Below are 21,505 nucleotides of genomic sequence, written 5' to 3'. Positions count from 1 at the left end.
GTGTTAATTCTATTCTCGTAAAAAATATATAATGGGATGGGAGAAAAAAATATAAAAAAAATATCACCACTGAACTTTGTTTTTACGCATAGTCTTTAGACTTAGATTCATAGTAAATATGATTTAATCTTCTTTGAATTTGAAAAGAAGCGATAGACGTTTTGTTGAAAATTCTTACAATTGCTCTTGCTGCCTTAAAATTTTCCGCGGTTTTAGTTTTATTGGCTATAGGAGAATGTAATATAGTGATGTGTTTATATAATAAAATTGAATTATATTGAGCGCCTTCATTGAGAAATAGTAATTAAAAAGACATATAATAATTAAATATTATCGCAAATTCTAAAATCACATCTGAATCTTATAAAGAGCTTTTTTATGATTTTTATCCACGCTTGCTATCGTTTTGTATGAAGTATACAAAAGATGAAAGTATGTCGGAGGAGATTGTAGAGGAGTGTATGGTTTACCTGTGGGAAAGAAGAAAAGACCTAGAGGAAGTTAGAGACTTAAAAGCTTATCTCTATACAATGGTTAAAAACATGGCGTTGCGCTCTATAAAGCAAAGGGATAAAGTGGTTTCTTTAGATGCGCAAAAGTATGACCAATTGAGTGAGTCTGAAGAATTCTCTTTAGAAGAGGATGTACATTCTGTATTACTTAATGCTTTAGAGACATTACCTGAAAAATGTAAAATTGTATTTAAATTATCTTGTATTGAAGGTTTAAAATATAAAGATATTGCTGAAGATTTAAATATATCTGTGAATACTGTTAAATCGCAGAGAGCGAGGGCTTTAGAGTTGCTTAAGAGTCGTTTGAATAATTATTCATTTCTTGTCATTTACATATTGTTTTTGTTAAAAAGATTATTTTTTTAAAGTTTTTTCCACCCATTTCCTCTTATTTGTGCTCTTCATACTGAGAACCATTGAATAATTATTAGTATTCAATATATAAGTAACAAAATGGGCATGAATCAGCATTCAAGACACGCTATCGAAAAGTTGATTTTAAAATCAATTATAGAAGACATCGACTCTAAGGAGAGAGCGTTGCTAGATGAGTGGCTAGAGAAAGAGGACAATAGAAAGTTATATGATAGTATTGTTAGTCCTGAAAGGATAAATGCTAAGCAAAATTTTTATAAATCAATAGATAAAGATGCTGCTTATAAAAGAGTAACGTCTATTATTGCTAGCAATAAGACGCAAAAACGTAAAAAGTATATTGCAGGGATGTATAAATATGCTGCAATTTTAATAATAGCGTTATTAGTCAGTGTGTATATCTTCAAAAACTTTAAAACAAGTGATCAAATTACAGAAGAAAATTTGGTAGAAATCAATGCAGGTCATTCTAAGGCTACACTTGTTTTATCTAATGGAAAGGAGGTAGACTTAGGGGCTCATCAAAATGAAACTATTTTTTCCTCTGGACATACTCAGATTAATAATACTAATAAAACATTAGAGTATAAAATTGAAGATGACAATGATGATGTTGCAGAGGTTGGATATAACACTTTATATATTCCAATAGGTGGTATTTATAATGTTATTCTTCCCGATGGCTCTAAAGTATGGTTAAATTCTAATTCAACTCTAAAATTCCCAGAAGCTTTTACAGGAGATACCAGAGAAGTAGTTTTAGAAGGGGAGGCTTATTTTGAAGTAGTAAAAAATAAAGGTCAGTTTATTGTACATACCAAGAATCAGGATGTAACTGTTTTGGGTACTTCTTTTAATGTGAGTGCATATAAAAGTGATAATTTCTTTTCTTCAACACTCGTAGAGGGTAAAGTAAGATTGTCTTCGGAGCAAACTGGAGAAGTTGTTTTAACTCCAGGTAAAAGAGGGTATTTAAAATTTGATAATGATCCAAAAGTATTTTTAAGTGATGTTGATGTGCGAAATTTTAGTGCATGGAAGGATGGTGTTTTCTTTTTTGATAATGAAAATCTAGAAGCCATACTAACCAAAATAGGAAGATGGTATGGTTTTAAAGTAAGTTTTCAGCAAGAGGAGCTTAAAAGTATTCCTTTTACTGGTGTAGCTAAGAAAGATACTCCGATAAAAAAAGTATTGGATATGATTGCTAAAACATCAGAAGTAAAGTATCAGGTGAATAAAAATAATGATGAATATGAAATAAAAATATTAAAATAAAAACAGTTAAAAACCGGATAGTATTTGGTCGTTCTATCCGGTTTTTGGATGCTGTTAACTAATCAATTAACAACAAAAATCATATAAATGTATGAAAAAAAATCTATCGAAGGGAGCTACTTGCTTCCTGAGGCGGTATGAATGTGAAATTGTGAAAATAATGAAACGAACACTCTTTATTTTTATGGTTTTTATGCATGTATCAGTTTTTGCTTTTGCCCAAAAAGTTACCATGAATATGGGAGAAGTAACACTTCATGAAGCATTAAGAGAAATTAGAGAACAATCGAATGTAGAATTCTTCTATAGTAGTAAAACCTTAGATTTAGATAGAATTGTAGAAGCAAATTTTGAAAATGTAGAGCTTATAGATGCAGTTTCAAGATTGGTAGGAAGAGATTATATTGTAGAACCTCAAGGAGATGAATTATATCTTATTATTCCAGCCAAAAGAAATCTTCAAGAATATTTAAATGTTTCGGGAGTTGTTCAAGGTACTAATGGAGAGACATTACCTGGAGCAACAATTATGGTTACAGGAACTATGATTGGTGTTTCTGCAAATTTAGATGGTAAATTTGTTATAGATATTCCTGTTAAACCAGGAGTAACACCTTCTATTAAGGTTACTTTTCTAGGTTATAAGAGTAAAGAGATAGTTATCGGTGAAAATACGAATCTTATAGTTACACTTGAAGAGGATGTAAACTCTTTAGAAGAGGTAACTGTTGTAGCTTATGGGGAGAGAACCGAAAAAGAACTAATCAATTCGGTTTCTTCAGTCAAAGCAGACGCAATTAAAGATATGCCTTCTTCAAATCTGGAAAATCTTATGCAGGGTCAGATGGCTGGAGTTGCAGTTACAAATCGTTCTGGTTCTCCTGGAGGAACAGGTACAATTGTTAATATTAGAGGTCAGAATTCATTAATGGTTGCTGGACCTGATGGAAGTTTAATCAATGATGGATCTCCTTTATACGTAGTCGATGGGATTCCAATTATATCGGAAACAAACTCTAGTTTAGGAGTTAGTGGTTTAGCTGATATAGATCCTGCAACAATAGAATCCATGGAGGTCCTAAAAGATGCTTCGGCGGCTGCTTTATATGGGTCTAGAGCGAGTAATGGTGTGGTTCTTATCACAACTAAGAAGGGTAAAACAGGAAAAGCACAGATTAGTGCAAGTGTATCTACAGGGTATAGTGTGTTACCTAAAACTCCTGTACAAACTATAGGGAATGCAGAGCGTCAGTTTGCTTTGAAGTTTGCAGAAGGGGCTACAGCTGCTTACTATGACTTTGCCACAAGGACTTACATTATACCTGAATCTTATAAAGAGTCTTGGGGAACATCTGGAGTTTTAGATTGGTTTTGGGGTAATGGAAGAACTGGAGGAGCATTTACACCAGAATTACAAGATAGTTTGAATAATTATTATAACAATAGTTCAAATTGGTGGGATTATTTTTTCCAAACAGGAAAAACCCTAAATGTAAATTTAAACGTAAACGGAGGTTCAGAATTATTTAAATATAATATAGCTCTTGGTCATTATAACGAAGAAGGAATAATGGTAGGTACTGCATTTAATCGTTATAATCTAACGGCGAATATGGATATCAGACCAAGAAAAAACTTAAAGATTACTTCTACAAATTATATGGCATATACCAACCGAGGTTTAGGGTCTAATAGTAATAATGGTTCTGCTAATATGGTAGGGTCTCCAGTGTCCTCTTCTTCGTTGTATGGTATAGACAATCCTATTGCTATTCAGCAAGCAAATAGTATTGCAGATACAGAGCAGAAAAATAATACATATAGGTTAAGATCAGGCTTGAGAGTAAGTTGGGATATTGGTAGTGGCTTTAACTTTACATCCACTCCTTCTATAGATTTTTCTTTAGTAACCAATAATTTATTTGTGCCATCTTATTTAAATGATCAATATGGCTTGTCACGTTCAGAAGGGACGAATACTATGGGGATAGTTATGAGTTGGGAGAATACTCTAAATTATACCAAAACACTTAATGAAGTTCACAATCTTGAATTATTGGCGGGTCAAGGATATACTAGTAGAATAAATAAAGTGAATTGGGGACTAGGATTAGGAATGGCAAGTGATGATATTCATTATGTGCCAGAAATACCAGAATCTGCTGCAGTTATAGATCAGAATGGAGTATCTATAATTACTAGAAACTATTCTTCTAGTTTTAATCAATCTACATTGCTTAGTTACTTTGGAAGAGCAGCATATAATTATAAACAAAAGTATTTAATAGAGGCCACACTTAGAGCGGATGGTTCTAGTACTTTTGGAGAAGATAATAGATGGGGAACTTTCCCTTCTGTTGCTGCAGGATGGAATTTTTCAAGTGAAGAATTTATGCAAGATTTTTGGTGGCTTAGTTCTGGTAAACTAAGAACATCTTGGGGGGTAACAGGGATACAATTTAAAGATCCATACTTAGCTCATGGTACAGTATCAGATGCAAACTCACCATATTTCTTAGGAGTACCAGGTTTAGCGCCAGATCAGGTTTCTTATAATAATTTAGGATGGGAGGAGTCGCAGCAATTTGATATAGGATTGGACCTAAACCTTTTTGAATATAGAGTCAAATTAGTAGCAGATTATTACTATAAATTCAATAAAGATCAGATCTATAATGCTGCACTTCCTGGAAATGTTTATTATGAAACATCTACTTGGAGAAATACTTTTTCTACATCTAATCAAGGGGTAGAGCTTTCATTACAGTTAGATTTACTAAGAGATACAGAGGTTAAGTGGAGATCTAGTTTCAATATTGCAAGAAACTATAATAGGTTTGAAGAGAGTTTTAATGATAAAGATGTGGATAACTTTGTATTAGGAAATCCTTTATTTGGGTTTAATGTTTATGTACAGGATGGATACATAAACAGCGAAGATGAAATTCCAGATTATTATAATGTAGATGGATCTGTAGTTAGCCAAAATCAAGCAGGTAATACATATCCTACGCAAGTGGGAATGAAAAAAATTGCTGATTTAAATGGAGATGGAAGAATTAATGATTTAGATAAAGTTTTTAAAGGAAGTCCGTTACCTAAGGCTACAGGAGGTTTTAATAACGACATCACTTGGAAAAATTTTAATCTTAATTTCTTATTTACGTACACTTTATCAAAATCTATAATTAATGCAGTGCCTTATACTGCTTACACTAATAGTAGAAGTCCAGGTTTAAGTAGATTGTTTTTTGATGTTGATGATGTAGATTTCTGGTCTGAGGCTGGTTATGCAGAAGCAGGAGAATCTTATGATCCATTTTTTCCAACAGCAAACTTAGGATATGGTCCACAGTCAGACCCGATGGTTGATACTAATATCGAGACTGTAAATTATGTTAGATTAAAAAGGTTGAATCTCTCTTATAATTTCAATGAGAATTGGATGAAAAAGATAGGAATGGAATCGGCAAGAGTGTTTTTTACTGCTGAAAATTTATTCTTATTAACCAACTATTCAGGTTTAGATCCAGAAGCAGTTCCTTATTCAGGAGTAGACACCTTAGATAATTATCCGTTACCAAGGATTTACACCTTAGGTTTTACAATTAATCTATAATAAAAATGAAAAGTAATATGGAGGTCTAAGGTGCTCTAACGAGTGCCGAAGCAATATAGATAATGTGAAGATTTCTTTACAATTCATTAAAAACGAATAAAAAAATGAGAAGATTTTTAATCCCTTTAATATTTATAGCACTAATGCTAAATTCTTGTGCTGATGCACTTGATATTAAACCAGAAGATAGGCAATCGATTACCAATGCATTTGATGATGATAGTGAGTTGATGGGCTTTGTAATCACTATTCAAGGTGAAGTACAACGCCTTATGGGAAACGATTCTCATCAGCAAATGGGGGCTGCGGCAGATAGATGCGATAACACTGGTTATTTAAATCTTAGGAATTTAGTGCCAGCTACAGTTAAAAGCTCTTTCTATAGCAATTGGAAAGAGTATTATGATGTAATATATCTATGTAATTTGATAATTGAAAATATAGATCAAGCGGAGGGTAATATTTCACAAGATCGAATGGATTTTTATATAGGTCAAGCTCACTTCTTCAAAGGGTGGATGTATTATGAATTAGGTCGTATTTGGGGGAATGCTATTATAACTACTGGCACCAATAATTTTGAAGCCTATGAAAATAGCACAGACCAAGAAGTTATTGCAGAAGCTATTAAAAATGTAGAATTAGCGTATACTAAATTAGGTCGTTATGGAGAATTATATGATGATGTTGGAACTCCTTTACAGTCTAAGCAATACGGAAATAAAGGAGCTGCAGCTGCCTTACTAGCAAATATATATGCTTGGCAAGGGGGCATGGTAGAACTTTATGGTTGGGATGGAGTTTCAGCATCCGATGCCTATACTGCTTCTATTGATTGGTCTACAAAGTTGATTTCTGGAGATGAAGCTGCAGAATATGACCTTGCTCCAGATATAGAAACTATGCTGGATTTAAATTTTAATGGTTGGGATCCATCTACTAGAGTTGCAGCGCGAGAAAGTATACTTGAAATTCAACGTTTTTATCTTTCAGATAATTCTGGTGGTTACATAGCTCCTATTATTGAAAAATATGTAACCTGGCCAGTAGATATTAATGATGCGACTTCCTATATAGAAACTGGGAGAGTGGCATTTAAATTTGAAGCGAATACTATTCAGAATATGTACAAGGGCGAAGATGCCCGTAAAGACACCTACTTCTATAAAGTAGATTCTATGCAAACTGCTGGACATGAGTTTTCATATCCGTACAAAGTAACAGAAGGTGTTTATCGTGTTACTAGTCAGACTACAGGTAGGGTAAGTATGACAGGGTTAAACTGTAATAATATCTACATAAGATTGGCCGGAATATATTTATTAAGAGCAGAATGTAATGCTAAACTAGGTAATGATGCTGCTGCAATTCAAGACTTAAACACTATTAGGTCTAGAGCAAATGCTGATTTATATCCAACAGCGGAAGATACAAATTTACAATATGCAATTTTCAAGGAAAGAGAGAAAGAATTATTAATGGAAGATGGAAGATTTTATGATGTATTGAGAAATAATTATATAGATACAGAGCTTCCTCCAGCATTTGCAGAGCTAAGTGATCAAGATATTCAAGATGGTGCTTTGTATTTATTTATTGGTAGTGACGCCTTTACTAACAATACACTTTTGAAACAGAATATTTATTGGAACCGAGTAGATTAAAATGAAAATTATACAGATGAAAAAGATAGCAGTTTATTTCCTTGTATTCACTATGTGCTTAAGTTGTACAAAAAATAACCTTATAGATAGTGGAGTTGCAAACGGAGACTTAGAGGATAAAACCATTTATGAATATCTACTTACAGATGATTATAACTGGGATTTAACAGTAGAGATGATAGATCATGCTGGTTTAACTAATTTATTTAGTGGTGAAGATCCTGATTATGATGAAATTATGTTTATGGGATTAACATCTCATTCTATCAGAAGATGGCTGTACAATCAGAATTTAGAGACGATTGCAGAAACAGATCCTGAAGTCTGTAAAGAAATATTATTAAACCATGTATTCACAGATGTTTATATGCGAGATGATATTCCGGCAAGGCAAGATGGAGGGGTGTTTATTACTTCTATTGGAAATGCAGAGATTCAACTTTTTACAGAAGAAGAGATAGATCCAGTATATGGGGTTGGTCCTGTATTTGTAAAATTTAATTCTGCGGATGGAAATACAGTTCGAGATGCTCAAATAGCTTCAGCAGATATTCATCCATCAAATGGGGTAGTACATTCTATGCATTACGATTACATTATTGATAAACTTTAAAATTACAATTTCGATGAAAAAATCAATTATATATATACTGATAGTCTTTATAGGGCTTATAAATGTAGGTTGCGATAAAGAAGTTGGGTTTTTAGATGTTGAGAATGCAGAATACTTGCCAAACACAATGACAATTCGCTTAGAGCTAGATCCAAGATTAGATGCCTTAAGGATTGAGAATGAATCCCCGTGGGTTTCTCAAAAAATAAGTGGAGTTCTAGGAACAGAACCATTATCATTTTCTATAGCAGAAGTTAGATCAGAAGAATTAGATGAAGCAGCGGTAGAATATTTCTCAGAACAAGTTTCTGTACAAGGATTAGGACAGATAGTATATCCTTTAAGTACAGATACTGCTCCCGGAAATTATATTGTAAGTGTAGGAATTCATAATACAGGTGATTATTATGAAGTCGTTAAAGATGCGATAACCATCACTGTAGAGTAATAATGAATATTTGAATAAAAAATAATTTAAAATGAAAATTAATCGATTATATATAACATTAATATTTGTAGCCGTAATAGCTATAAATAAAGTACAGGCCCAAGGTGTAAGCTTTTTTGAAGGAACCTATAAAGAAGCTTTAGCTGAGGCTGAAAAAAGGGATGTCCCTTTATTTATTGATTTTTATGCTGATTGGTGTGCTCCTTGTAAAATGATGGATAAAAATGTATATGTGGATGAGAAATTAGGAGCTTTTTTTAACGAAAATTTTGTTTCTGTAAAAGTAGATGTTGAGAATGAAATTAATTCTCAACTTGTAAAAGAAAACAAAATTACATCTATGCCAACTCTTATGTTTGTTGATGCTAATGAAAACGCTTTGTCTAAGGTTAGTGGTTCTTTAGATATCGATAATATGTTTCAGATGGCGCAAACAGTAACTGGAGATGTTAAGAGTTTTGAGGAGATTTATGAGGAATATCAAAAAGATGATGAAAATCTTGAAGTAATGGCAGAACTTTTAAGTAAAGCTCCTGCATTTGTAACACTTCAGGAAGGAATTAACAAAAAGAAATGGGTAGTAAGAGTAGATCGAGTGTTCAACGATTACATCGATGTTAAGATGACTCAAGGAGATGGACTAGTAAATAAAGAAGATTATGTAATCATTAAAAAATTCCATAAGCCTGAAGGGATGAATGATAAAATTATGGAATACATAGTTGATCATATGGAGGGTTATCTTGAAGAGGTGGGTGAACCTGTAGCGTTTTATGTTATTCAATACAACACAGAATTAGCGGAAGGACTTGCAAAGAATGGAGATAAAGATTATATGATTCCTTTGGAACGTATAAATGGAGATATGAAGCTTGCGTATAATACAATTGAAGGAAATAATGGTAATCAATATGAACTATCTAAAACTAATTGTGATGCTATTTATGCGCTTTTTAAAGATAAAGATGTAGATAAATATATCTCATTAAAGAACCAGTATTTTAAGCTTCAAGGTGATCAATTATCTCCTATGAGTCTCGCTCGCTCTGCACAAGTAATGTATGAAGCAGGAGGAAATAAGATAACTAAAGAGCAAAATGAGGAATCTAAGAAATGGATAATTCAATCGTTAACAGATACAAATATGCCTATTTTAGAACGAGTTAATATTACTAGTTTACTAGGAGACGTTTATAAAAAGCTTGATGATTATTCTTCAGCAAAAAAAGCATATAATCAAGCTTACATAGAGAGTGCACAAATAGATCGTATGCAGCTAAGAAAATATATCCAAATGTTGATTAAGCGAAAAATAGAACTTTTAAAATTAGAATAATTACTTATAGTCTTTAATAACCACACCAGGCTGCCAATATTGGCAGCCTTTTTTATGCGCTTCATTTGCGAGGGGGTCTAAAAGTTAAGAAGCAGAGTGAGTAATTGGTATTTTATTAGGCTATTTTTTATTTTATCGTTAATTAATTTGGATAAAATTTAATTATTCATATATTTGGTCAACCAAAGTGGTAAACCAATTTATTTTATGAAAAACTTTAAAACTTTATACTTAGTATTAATAGGATTTACAATGTTCTGTTGTGTTCCAAAAACAGAAGTAGCTACTATTAAAAATGTAGAAGAACTGAATAGTGCGTTGAGTAATGTTAAACCTGGAGACACTTTAATATTAGCTAATGGGATCTGGGAAGATTCAGAATTACTTTTTGAAGCTCAAGGGAAAGTAGATAGTTTAATTACATTACGAGCAGAAGAAAAAGGAAAAGTAATTTTTACGGGAAACTCTAACCTTAGAATAGCAGGAGAATACCTTGTTGTTGAAGGTTTGGTTTTTAAAAATGGTTTTACTCCAACAAATGAAGTTATTTCTTTTAAAAAAGATAACGATCATCTTGCAAATAATAGTAGACTCACCCAGTGTGTGATAGATAATTTTAGTAATCCAGAAAGGCATGAGCCAGATACTTGGGTAGCAATTTATGGAAAGAATAACAGAATAGATCACAATCATTTATCAGGGAAGAGAAATAGAGGAGTGACGATGACTGTTAGATTAAATACAGAGGAAAGTCGTGAGAATAATCATAAAATAGATCATAATTATTTCGGTCCAAGGCCTACTTTAGGTTCTAATGGGGGAGAGACGTTACGTATAGGAACAAGTCATTATTCGTTAACCAATTCCAAAACATTAGTAGCATCTAACTATTTTGATAGATGTAGTGGGGAGCTTGAAATTATCTCAAATAAGTCTTGTCAGAATACCTTTAAGAATAATATTTTTTATGAGTGTAAAGGAACATTAACCATGAGACATGGAAATGAGACATGGGTAGAGGGAAATGTTTTCTTAGGTAATAGAAAGCCTAATACTGGGGGGATACGAGTAATTAACGGTCAGCAAACAGTTATTAATAATTATCTAGATGGTATTACAGGATATCGTTTTAGAGGTGCTTTTGTGATGATGAATGGCGTTCCAAATTCTCCAATAAATAGATACTTCCAAGTGGAAGATGCACGAGTAGAAAATAATACATTTATAAATTCAGACCATATTCAGTTATGCGCGGGGAGCGATGAAGAACGAAGTGCAACACCTATAAATTCTGTGATAGCGAATAATATCTTTTATAATGAAAAACAGGATCAGTTGTTTACTGTTTATGATGATATTTCTGGGATTTCATTTGATAATAACATTATCAGTCCTAATGTAAAACCACTAACAGAAGGTGGATTTGTTCAGAAAAAATTAGAATTAATAAAAGATGAAAACGGATTGTTTACTGCTTCCGCAGATTTAAAAGCTGGTGCTACCATAGGAGATTCAATTCCATCAAAGAAAACAACTGGAGTAGCTTGGTATAGCAAGAAAGATGCGGAACCTGCGTTATCTAGTGGTGAGGTAATTAAAGTAAAACCTGGATTAAATACCCTTAATGAAGCAGTTGTAAATGCAAAAGCGGGGGATATTCTTCAATTAGAATCTACAGCTCCTTATCAATTAACAAAAACTATAACGATTGAGAAGCCATTAAGCTTTATTGGAGATGAAAATCAGAAGGCAACAATCTTATTCGAAAAGAAAAATGTTTTTGAAATTGCCAACGGAGGTAAGCTATCTGTAGCAGGAATTGTATTTGACGGGAAGAATGCACCAGATAGAACAGGAAATTCAGTTATTACTACGAGTAAGTATTCTATGAATGACAATTACAAGCTTTTTGTAGATAACTGTAGCTTTATAAATCTTGATGTAAACCATTCTTTTGATGCTATAAAAGTGTATAAAAATACATTTGCAGACACCATTAGTATTAAAAACTCTAACTTCAATAAAATTACTGGTGATGTAATCTCACTAAATAAGGAAACTGAAGATATTGGAATTTATAATGCGGAATACGTAATAATAAAGAATAATTTATATTCTAATATTGAAGGGGTTGCATTAAACTTATACAGAGGAGGAAAAGATGAAAGTACTTTCGGACCATTTTTGGAGTTAGATCATTGTGTTTTTGATAATGTAGGGAAGGGAAAAAGAAATACTCAAGATGCAGCAGTTTCGTTATATGGCGTGCAGGTTGTGGATATGAAGAATAGTATTTTCTCAGATTCTAAGACTTTAAAGGCGCATTTGGTAGTTGGAGAGCCGATAGTAGATATTTCTAATATAAACTTTCATAACACGCCTAAACCAATAATAACAGGAGATCAAAAATATAACATGGAGGAACTTTATGATGTTGCTCCAGTATTTACAGATTCATATATAGTATCTAAAGAATCAAAGCTTAATAATCAAGCTACAGATGGGAAAAACATCGGCTTGATAAAAGAAAACTTATAATATGAAGAAGGTAAATAACAACTTTTTAATAGTATTAATATGTGTAGTTTTTTCTAATTGCATATATGCTCAAAAGCAATTTTCTACGGAAGAGCATCCTAGTTTAATATTAACAAAACAAGGAGTAGCTTCTATTAAAAAGGAATTAGGGAATCTACCTTTGTTCGATGCTACGTTAAAAGAGACTAAGGAAGAAGTCGATGCAGATATGGCTACAGGAATTCATGTGCCAATCCCTAAAGATATGGCTGGAGGATATACACATGAACGTCATAAGAAGAACTTTTATATCCTTCAGAAAGCGGGAGTATTATTTCAAATTCTAGGCGATAAAAAGTATGCAGAGTTTACGAAAGACGTACTTTTTGAATATGCTAAAATTTATAAAGGACTACCATTGCATCCAGAGGAAAGGTCTTATTCTAGAGGGAAGATTTTCTGGCAATGTTTAAATGATGCCAATTGGTTAGTATATATGAGTCAGGCGTATGATAGTATTTATGATTGGTTATCTGAAGAGGACAGAGATTATTTAGAATCTGAACTTTTTATTCCTTTTGCTGACTTCTTATCAATTGAAAACCCTAAATTTTTTAATCGTATTCACAATCATAGTACATGGGGAAATGCAGCTGTAGGAATGATCGGATTAGCAATGCGTGATACTACCTTGGTAAACAGAGCGCTTTATGGATTGGATACTGAAAATTTAGACTTATCAGAGAAGGATAATGACGGGGGAACGATTTTTGATGCTGGTGGAAAAGCTGGATTTATGGCAAATCTTTACGAGGCTTTTTCTCCTTCAGGATATTATACAGAAGGACCATATTACCAACGTTATGCCATGTATCCATTTATGGTTTTTGCTGAAGGGCTTTATAATACAGGTTGGGATAAAGATATCTTTAAATTTAAAGATAATGTGTTGATTAAAGCCGTGAGTGCTTTGGTGCAATTAACAGATTCAGAAGGGGATTTCTTCCCTTTAAATGATGCTCAAAAAGGAATGTCTTATTATACAGGAGCTATGATTAATGCTGTTGATATTGCATATTATTATGGAGATCAAGATCCGTCACTTTTAGAGATTGCCAAAAAACAGCAATCTGTAACATTGAGTTCTGCGGGATTAGCTGTGGCTAAAGGTGTTGCTGAAGGTGATTTTACATCTTCAATTAGGAAATCTATAGAATTATTAGACGGTCCTAAAGGAAATCAAGGGGGAATATCAATATTGAGACCTCTACAATCAAAAACACCAATGTCTTTGGTTGTTAAATATACATCTCAAGGAAGTAGTCATGGGCATTACGACAAGCTTTCTTTTTCATTATATTCAGATGGAGATGAGATAATTCAGGATTACGGCTTGGCTCGTTTTGTAAACATAGATCAGAAGAATGGAGGAGGGTATTTAAAGGAGAATACTACTTGGGCAAAACAAACAATAGCTCATAATACTATTGTTCAAGATGAAAAATCGCATTTTAATGGAGATTATGGAACGGGAAGTAAGTATAACCCGTTAAAATATTTTTCAGATTTTTCAAATGATAACATCCAGATCGTCAGTGTAAAAGATAGCAATGCATATCAAGGAACAAAGCTTCATAGAACAATGGCATTGGTGAATATAGATGGCATTGAAAATCCACTGACAATAGACATATTTAAAGTTTCATCAGAAGAGAAACATCAATTTGATTTACCATACTATTTCTTTGGACAAATAATAAGTACAGATTTTAAAATGGATAGTTTTTCTAGTTTGACTCCTTTTGGAACAGATAATGGATATCAACACCTGTATAAAGAGGCTTCTGGAAGTAGCAATAAAGAAACAGCTAGCTTTAGTTGGTTGTCAAATAATAAATTTTATACACTTACGAGTTCAACTTCAGAAAAAGAAAAATTGTTTTTTACTCGTTTAGGAGCAAAAGATCCAGAATTTAATTTACGAAGAGATCCAGGTTTTGTTATCAGAAAGAATAACACAGATAACGCTATTTTTGCTTCAGTTATAGAAAAGCATGGTGGTTATAATGCCGTTACTGAAAAAGCTAGTAATGCTTTTAGTAGTATAAAAGCTATTGAAGTTTTACCATCCGATAAAGCATATACTGTGGTAAAAATAAGAACAATTACAGATAAGATAGTAGTTTTGGCTATAGCAAATAATGATGCTGAAGTAAAAGAAAAACATTCAATAAAAATAAACGGAACTGACCTTAGTTGGAAAGGGCCTTATTACCTATTAATTAAATAAAAAGTAAATAAAAAATGGAAAAAACATTCGGAACAAGCGACAAATTTATCAAAGGAGCTGAAATGGAATGGGAGCAAGTTGCTGAAGGAGTGAAAAGAAAAATTATGGGCTATGATGATAAAATCATGCTTGTAAAAGTTCACTTTGATAAAGGTGGTGTAGGTTCCATGCATGAGCATTATCACTCTCAAGTTACCTATGTAGTGAGTGGAAAGTTCGAACTTACTATTGACGGAGAAACAAAATTGATGGAAGGAGGGGATTCTTTTTACATTCCACCACACGAAATGCACGGAGCTATTTGTAAAGAGGAAGGAGTGCTAATAGATGTTTTTAGTCCTATTAGAGAAGATTTTATGGAATAAAAGTCACGCTATTGTCTAACTGATTATTTTGAGTGCAGTTTTTTGTTAAAAAAGCATTTTTAACTACAATATTTTACCAAAAACATTTTTAGTTAACATTTAAATAACATATATTTGGTAAACCAATTTGGTAAACCAATTATGATTAATTGAAAATTATGAAAACAAGCTCAACATGAAAAATTTATTTTAGCACCAAAAAAAAAGGACAGGCGCACACCTATCCTTTTTGTAAAACTTCGTTAAGAAGTAAATTTAAACATGCAATTACTTAATAAGTAATTTGAAGTTACAAAGATACATATTTTCATAAGTAACTTCAAAAGTTAATACACCAATTACATTTAAGTAAATAGTGAATAGGATACTAAGTTATCCCTAGGGATTATTTGTTAAAATTTAAAACTAACTAAATATTATAAACTTATGAAATTCAAGATGTTAACTATATTTTTGATAATGATTGTATGTCATTATTCAGGTATAGCACAAGATACATATTTACTAAGTGGTACAGTTGTATCCAAATCAGATGGAGTTCCAATTCCTGGAGTAAATGTACTAGTTGCTAATAGTAGAAATGGGGTTGTTACCGATTTTGACGGTAATTACTCAATAAACATAAAAAATGGAGATAAAGTTTCTTTTAGCTTTATTGGTTTTATTGAGCAAACCGTAACAATTTCAGGTCAAGAAACTATTGATATTGCATTAGAGCAAGATTTAGAAGAGCTTGATGAGGTAGTTATTGTAGGGTATGGATCTCAAAAAAAGAGTGACATTACGGGAGCTGTGTCTTCAGTAAAGTCAGAAGAGTTAACTGCATTCCCTACTGGTAATGCGGAAGAAGCGCTTCAAGGACGTGCCGCGGGTGTTGTTGTTCAGTCTAATAATGGAGGTGAGCCTGGAGCACCTATCAGTATAAAAATTAGAGGTAATACATCTATAAATGCTAGTAGTAATCCGCTTATTGTTGTAGATGGATTTGTAGGAGCTTCGATGCCTCAAGCTACAGATATAGCTTCTATGGAAGTTTTAAAAGATGCATCGGCAACAGCTATATACGGTTCTAGAGGTTCTAATGGTGTAATTCTAGTAACTACTAAAAAGGGTAGAAGTGGTAAAATAAATGTGGAGTTTAATACGTCTTACGTTATGCAGAATACTGCTAATGAAATAGACTTATTAAATGCAGATGAGTTTGCCAATTACCAAAACGATATTAGAGCTAATACGCAAAGCACAAGTGCTTATTCTCAAGGGCCAGCGGATACAGATTGGCAAGATTTGATATATAGAACTGGAAGTACAGAAACGTATCAACTTTCTGTTTCTGGAGGTTCAGATAATATTAACTTCTATGCATCTACAAATTACTTCCAACAGGAAGGGGTTTTAATTAATTCTGATTTTGAGAAATTGACATTCTTATCTAATGTTGATGCGAATGTAACAGACAAATTAAACTTAGGAATGAATCTTTTTGGTAGTAGAGAAGAGAAAAATGGAGCTGCTACACAATCCGATGGTTCTGTTTCTGCAGGGGGAGATGACGTTATAACGCTAGCTTTAAGATATGCTCCAGATCAGCCAGTTTACGATGCTGATGGTACTTATAATGCAGGAAACTCTATTGGAGATCCTGTGGATAATCCATATGCAGTTGCTACAGAGCGTATAGATGAGCTTAAAACAGATAAATTTAGAGCGAATTTATATGCGGGTTATGATATTTTAAATAACCTTTCTTTTAAATCAACATTTGGTTTTAGTACAGAAAATAGAACAAGAGGTATTTTCTCTCCTTCAACTTTAAAAATTACTTCTGCAGGTAACGATGGAAGAGCATCTATTCAGAATAATAAAAATACTACATTATTAAGTGAGAATTATTTAACATATAAAGCAGAAATAGGGAAAGGGAGCTTAACTTTATTAGGAGGTTATTCTTACCAAAAATCGGTTTCCGAATATAGCTATATGGAAGCAACAGGATTTCTTTCTGATAGTTTTTCTTATTATGGTTTTGGTTCAGCAACAAATGTTTTACAGCCAGACTCTTCTATTTCTGAAGTTGAAATTCAATCTCAGTTTGGACGTTTAAACTATGACTTTGATGATAGATATTTAATCACGGCTACAGTTAGACGAGATGGTGCATCAAACTTTGCTGAGAACGAGAAGTATGCTGTTTTCCCATCAGGGGCTTTAGGATGGAAAATTTCTAATGAAAGCTTTTTGGAAGATAGCCAGACTATAACCAATTTAAAATTAAGAGCTAGTTATGGTGTTACGGGTAACCCGTCTATTGGTGCTTACGAGTCTTTAGCTAGAATACAAGGAATTTATGCGTCTAGCAACGGGCAAACTGTTAGTGCAGTTACTCCAGATCGTCCTGCGAATCCAAACTTAAAATGGGAGTCTTCGTACCAAACTAACTTCGGTATTGATTTAGGACTTTTTAGCAACAGATTAAATCTTTCCGTAGATTATTATGACATTGATACCAAAGATTTAATTTTAATTAATAATGCCTTACCAGAATATACGGGTTATTTAGATGATGAAATTCTAACAAATGTTGGTGAGATTAATAATAATGGTGTTGAGGTTTCTTTAAACACGATTAATATTTCTAATGAAAACTTTCAGTGGAGAACAGATTTTAATATCGCATTTAACAATAACGAAGTTGTTAGCTTAGTTGGAGGTTTAGATTACTTCGGAAATGCAGCTCCATCATATTTTTCTCATGATAGAAGTTATGTGTTAAGAGAAGGAGAATCTGTAGGTTTATTCTGGGGTTATGATTATGCTGGAGTTTATCAAGGTGGAACTGCACCAGAAGGTACAGCTACTTTAAACGGAGGTGTAGCAGGAGATCCATTATTTGCAGATATAGATGATAGTGGAGACATTACTGAAGCTGATAGAACAACTATTGGTGATCCAAATCCAGATTTCACTTGGGGTTTCACAAATACATTCTCATATAAAAATATCGATTTGAATATCTTTTTTCAAGGTTCTCAAGGAGGAGAGATTTTTAATATGACGAACGTACAATTATCTAATGGAGATGCCAATACAACTCAAGATAATTACAACAATGCTTGGACACCTAGTAATACCAATACAGATGTGCCAAGAGTTGGAAATAATAGTAACAGAGAAATATCTTCTCGATTTGTAGAGGATGGTAGTTACGTAAGATTGAAGAATTTAGCTATAGGATATAATTTCCCATCTAGTTTAGTAGAAAAACTAGGAATGGAAAACTTCAGATTATCTCTTAGTGTACAGAATTTGTTGACTTTTACTAGTTACTCTGGTTTAGATCCAGAAGTAAATTATGTTGGTTCAGAAGGAAGTAATAATTTCTCATCGAATACGGCACAGGGATTCGATTTTGGAAACTATCCTACTGTAAGATCTGTTAATATGAGCCTTAGCGTGAAATTTTAATCATAAAAAAAGAATACAATGAAAACATATAGATATATACTTTTATTATTAATGGGAATATCAATGATAGGGTGTTCAGATTTAGAAGAAGAGCCTGTAGGGATTTTAGCTCCTGAAGGATTTTTTGCATCGCCAAGTGATATTCAAGCAGCGGTAGATGGTTCGCTTACGCATGCTATCAACGAAACATTTTGGGGAAGAAAACTTTCCATAGCCTTAATGTTAAGATCAGATATGGTAAGTCTAGCTTCTAATGAAACTAGACGAGTAGAAATGAATGAATTCACAACATTAGCTAATAACGGAATGTTGATTGAATTTTGGCCAAAAGCATATCAAGGAATTGCAGCTGCTAATTTAGCGATTGCTGGAGCTGAAGATGTAGACGCTTCAGATGCTATAAAAAATCCGATAACAGCTCAGGCTTACTTTGCAAGAGCATTTTATTACTTCCATTTGGTTAGATTGTTTGGTGAGGTTCCATACATTGACGAGCCAATAACAGATGTAGATGCTACTTCTAATATTGAAAAATCTTCAGTTGCAGAAGTATATGAGAAAATTATTGCCGACTTAGAATATGCGGAAACTTGGCTGCCAAAAAATACAGCATCTGCAGCAATACCTTCTCAAGGAGCTGCTTCGTCTTACTTAGCTTTAGTGTATCTAACAAGAGCAGGAACAAGTAATACGGCAGATTTTCAGAGTGCATACGATTATGCTACAAAAGTTATAAAAAGTGGTACATATTCATTAGACCCTAACTTTCAAAATTTATTTAATGCAGAAGTTATAGATGCTTCTCCAGAGCCAATATTTGCTTTAGATTATAATAATTTTGAGGCTGAAAATAATGCCTATGACCAAACAGCACCGATGACAGGTATTCGTGGGGATGATAGAAATGACGGTGGAGGATGGTCTGTTGCAGTGCCAACACTTGAAGTGTATACAACATGGGATAGCGGAGACTACAGAAGAGCAGTTAGTTTAGATGATGAAGCGTCTATTGGTGGTACTGTTGTAGATTACACTCAATTTGATATTAGTGGTCACCAGTTTGCTAAAAACAATCCTTATATAGCAAAATACATGCGTTATCCTGGGGAATATGCACGAGCAAATGCTAGAGCAACAAGTCATAATTATTCAATGATTCGTTATGCTGAAGTATTATTAATTGCCGCTGAAGCTGCTGTAGAATTAGGAGATAATGGCGCTGCTTTAAATTATATAAATCAAGTAAGAAGTAGAGCAAGAATGGGTGGAGCTACAAAAACTGGAGCTGACATTCAGTATGTGTTTCCAGCGAGTGCTGTACCAGCAGATCTTACAGGAACAGTTACCATTGACGATATAATGGAAGAGCGTAGATTAGAACTTGCTTTCGAAGGTAAAAGATGGTATGATATAGTAAGAAGACAATTAGGAGATGAGGCATTTAGTGCATCAGGATTAGAAGGAGCAAAACCGTTTTTTACTGCTGATGATTACTTATTACCATTGCCAGAAGATGAGTTAGAAAGAAATCCTAATTTATTGCCTCAGAATCCAGGGTATTAATAAGTGTCTAGTTGTTATAATTGATTTTGAGTTAGTTTGTTATGTTACTAGAAGTTAAAAGGGTAATGAATTCTAAATTTTCAAGATTAATATAGAAATGGGTTGCCGTTTCTATCATTACTGAGTATTTATACTCAACTAAAAATAAGGATGATTACCCTTTTTTAACTACTAATTTCAGAAAATAAAAGCATGGTACATAATAAAAAATCATGGCGCTCTAAGCTGTCCAATTATATTGCATTATTCTTACCAGGGATATTTTTACTGGGACTCAATATAGGTACAGGGAGTGTTACAGCAATGGCGAATGCTGGAGCTGTTTATGGAATGTCTTTGCTTTGGACCATTGTAGCGTCTTGTTTAACTACTTATTTCATGATTAATTTATATGGTAAATATACGCTTGTTACTGGAGAGACTGCTTTACAAGCATTTAAAAACCATATACACCCGGGATTCGGTATTTTTTTCATCATAGCCTTAACAGTTGGTGTTTGTGGGAGTGTTATGGGCGTAATGGGAATAGTAGCAGATATATGTTACGAGTGGTCAAAAAGTGTGATTACTGGTGGTATATCTCCAATTTATTTTGCACTGTTCTTTATTTCTTTGGTTTATTACATATTTTGGAATGGTAAAACCCAATTTTTTGAAAGAGCATTAGCAGTAATTGTAGCTATAATGTCGGCGAGTTTTTTAATTAATTTTTTTATTATGATGCCTCCGCCAATAGCTATTTTAAAAGGACTTATACCAAACGTTCCAGAAACAATTAATGAAAGCGGAAGTCCGTTACTTGTAATTGCATCTTTAATAGGAACAACGGTGTTTTCAGGTTTATTTATAATTAGAACAACTTTGGTTAAAGAAGCAGGTTGGACAGTAGGAGATTTAAAGAAGCAAAAGAATGATGCCAGTTTTTCAGCTACTTTAATGTTTTTAATAAGTGGATCTATCATGGCAGCTGCGGCAGGGACTTTATATAAAGAAGGAATACAACTATCTGAAGCTTCACAAATGATTGAATTATTAGAACCTTTAGCTGGTGGTTTAGCCTCGTCTATTTTTGCAATTGGAATCATAGCGGCTGGTGTTTCATCACAATTTCCTAACATATTAATGTTACCATGGTTAATTTGTGATTATAATGAGTCTGAAAGGGATATGAGTTTACCGAAATATAGAATTATTGTTTTTTTAATCTCTTTATTGGGGTTGGTGGTTCCTATATTTAATGGTCGCCCAGTATTTGTGATGATACTTTCACAAGCGTTAAACGCAATCATTTTACCACTAACTGTTCTTGGAATTTTTTATCTCGTAAATAGAAAAGACTTAATGGGAGTTTATAAAGCAGGTATTAAATCAAATATAATATTAACGGTCATTTTGATCTTTGCAATTTTTACTTCTATCACAGGAATCAAAGGAGTAATTGAATTAATAAAATAAAC

13 protein-coding genes are annotated in these 21,505 nt (G+C 33.1%); all 13 read left to right on the top strand.

Features of this window, described 5'->3' with window-relative positions; genetic code table 11:
* Positions 1-329: 329 nt before the first annotated feature.
* The gene (locus tag ACN0TY_RS10455; protein WP_317207876.1) at positions 330-881 is read left to right on the top strand and encodes an RNA polymerase sigma-70 factor; all 552 of its coding nucleotides are present in this window, start codon (positions 330-332) and stop codon (positions 879-881) included.
* A gap of 93 nt (positions 882-974) precedes the next feature.
* A complete protein-coding gene (locus tag ACN0TY_RS10450) occupies positions 975-2,168 on the top strand; it encodes a FecR family protein (protein ID WP_417444437.1) in 1,194 nt (397 codons plus the stop codon).
* Between the two features lie 160 nt (positions 2,169-2,328).
* A complete protein-coding gene (locus tag ACN0TY_RS10445) occupies positions 2,329-5,787 on the top strand; it encodes a SusC/RagA family TonB-linked outer membrane protein (protein ID WP_417444436.1) in 3,459 nt (1,152 codons plus the stop codon).
* Between the two features lie 104 nt (positions 5,788-5,891).
* Positions 5,892-7,451 (top strand): RagB/SusD family nutrient uptake outer membrane protein, encoded by a 1,560-nt coding sequence (locus tag ACN0TY_RS10440; protein ID WP_417444435.1) that lies wholly within the window; start codon positions 5,892-5,894, stop codon positions 7,449-7,451.
* Between the two features lie 16 nt (positions 7,452-7,467).
* Entirely contained in the window at positions 7,468-8,064 is a 597-nt protein-coding gene (locus ACN0TY_RS10435) for a fasciclin domain-containing protein (RefSeq protein ID WP_236959553.1), read from the top strand.
* A gap of 13 nt (positions 8,065-8,077) precedes the next feature.
* The gene (locus ACN0TY_RS10430; protein WP_236959552.1) at positions 8,078-8,512 is read left to right on the top strand and encodes a hypothetical protein; all 435 of its coding nucleotides are present in this window, start codon (positions 8,078-8,080) and stop codon (positions 8,510-8,512) included.
* 31 nt (positions 8,513-8,543) lie between these two features.
* A complete protein-coding gene (locus tag ACN0TY_RS10425) occupies positions 8,544-9,848 on the top strand; it encodes a thioredoxin family protein (protein WP_417444434.1) in 1,305 nt (434 codons plus the stop codon).
* 207 nt (positions 9,849-10,055) lie between these two features.
* Complete coding sequence (locus tag ACN0TY_RS10420) at positions 10,056-12,386, top strand: polysaccharide lyase 6 family protein (RefSeq protein ID WP_417444433.1); 2,331 nt, start codon at positions 10,056-10,058, stop codon at positions 12,384-12,386.
* Position 12,387: 1 nt separating this feature from the next.
* Positions 12,388-14,655, top strand: a complete 2,268-nt coding sequence (locus ACN0TY_RS10415; RefSeq protein WP_417444432.1) for an alginate lyase family protein — start codon at positions 12,388-12,390, stop codon at positions 14,653-14,655.
* 14 nt (positions 14,656-14,669) lie between these two features.
* The gene (locus ACN0TY_RS10410) at positions 14,670-15,020 is read left to right on the top strand and encodes a cupin domain-containing protein (protein ID WP_236959548.1); all 351 of its coding nucleotides are present in this window, start codon (positions 14,670-14,672) and stop codon (positions 15,018-15,020) included.
* Positions 15,021-15,446: 426 nt separating this feature from the next.
* Positions 15,447-18,485, top strand: coding sequence for a SusC/RagA family TonB-linked outer membrane protein (locus ACN0TY_RS10405; RefSeq protein WP_417444431.1), 3,039 nt, complete (start codon positions 15,447-15,449; stop codon positions 18,483-18,485).
* A gap of 18 nt (positions 18,486-18,503) precedes the next feature.
* Positions 18,504-20,048 (top strand): RagB/SusD family nutrient uptake outer membrane protein, encoded by a 1,545-nt coding sequence (locus tag ACN0TY_RS10400; RefSeq protein WP_236959546.1) that lies wholly within the window; start codon positions 18,504-18,506, stop codon positions 20,046-20,048.
* A 192-nt stretch (positions 20,049-20,240) separates the two neighbouring features.
* Positions 20,241-21,503 (top strand): Nramp family divalent metal transporter, encoded by a 1,263-nt coding sequence (locus tag ACN0TY_RS10395; RefSeq protein WP_417444430.1) that lies wholly within the window; start codon positions 20,241-20,243, stop codon positions 21,501-21,503.
* The last annotated feature ends 2 nt before the right edge of the window (positions 21,504-21,505 follow it).

It is taken from the genome of Joostella sp. (genome assembly GCF_048266025.1).
Classification (GTDB): Bacteria; Bacteroidota; Bacteroidia; order Flavobacteriales; family Flavobacteriaceae; genus Galbibacter; species Galbibacter atrarenae.
This window is presented reverse-complemented; position numbering and strand designations above follow the sequence as displayed.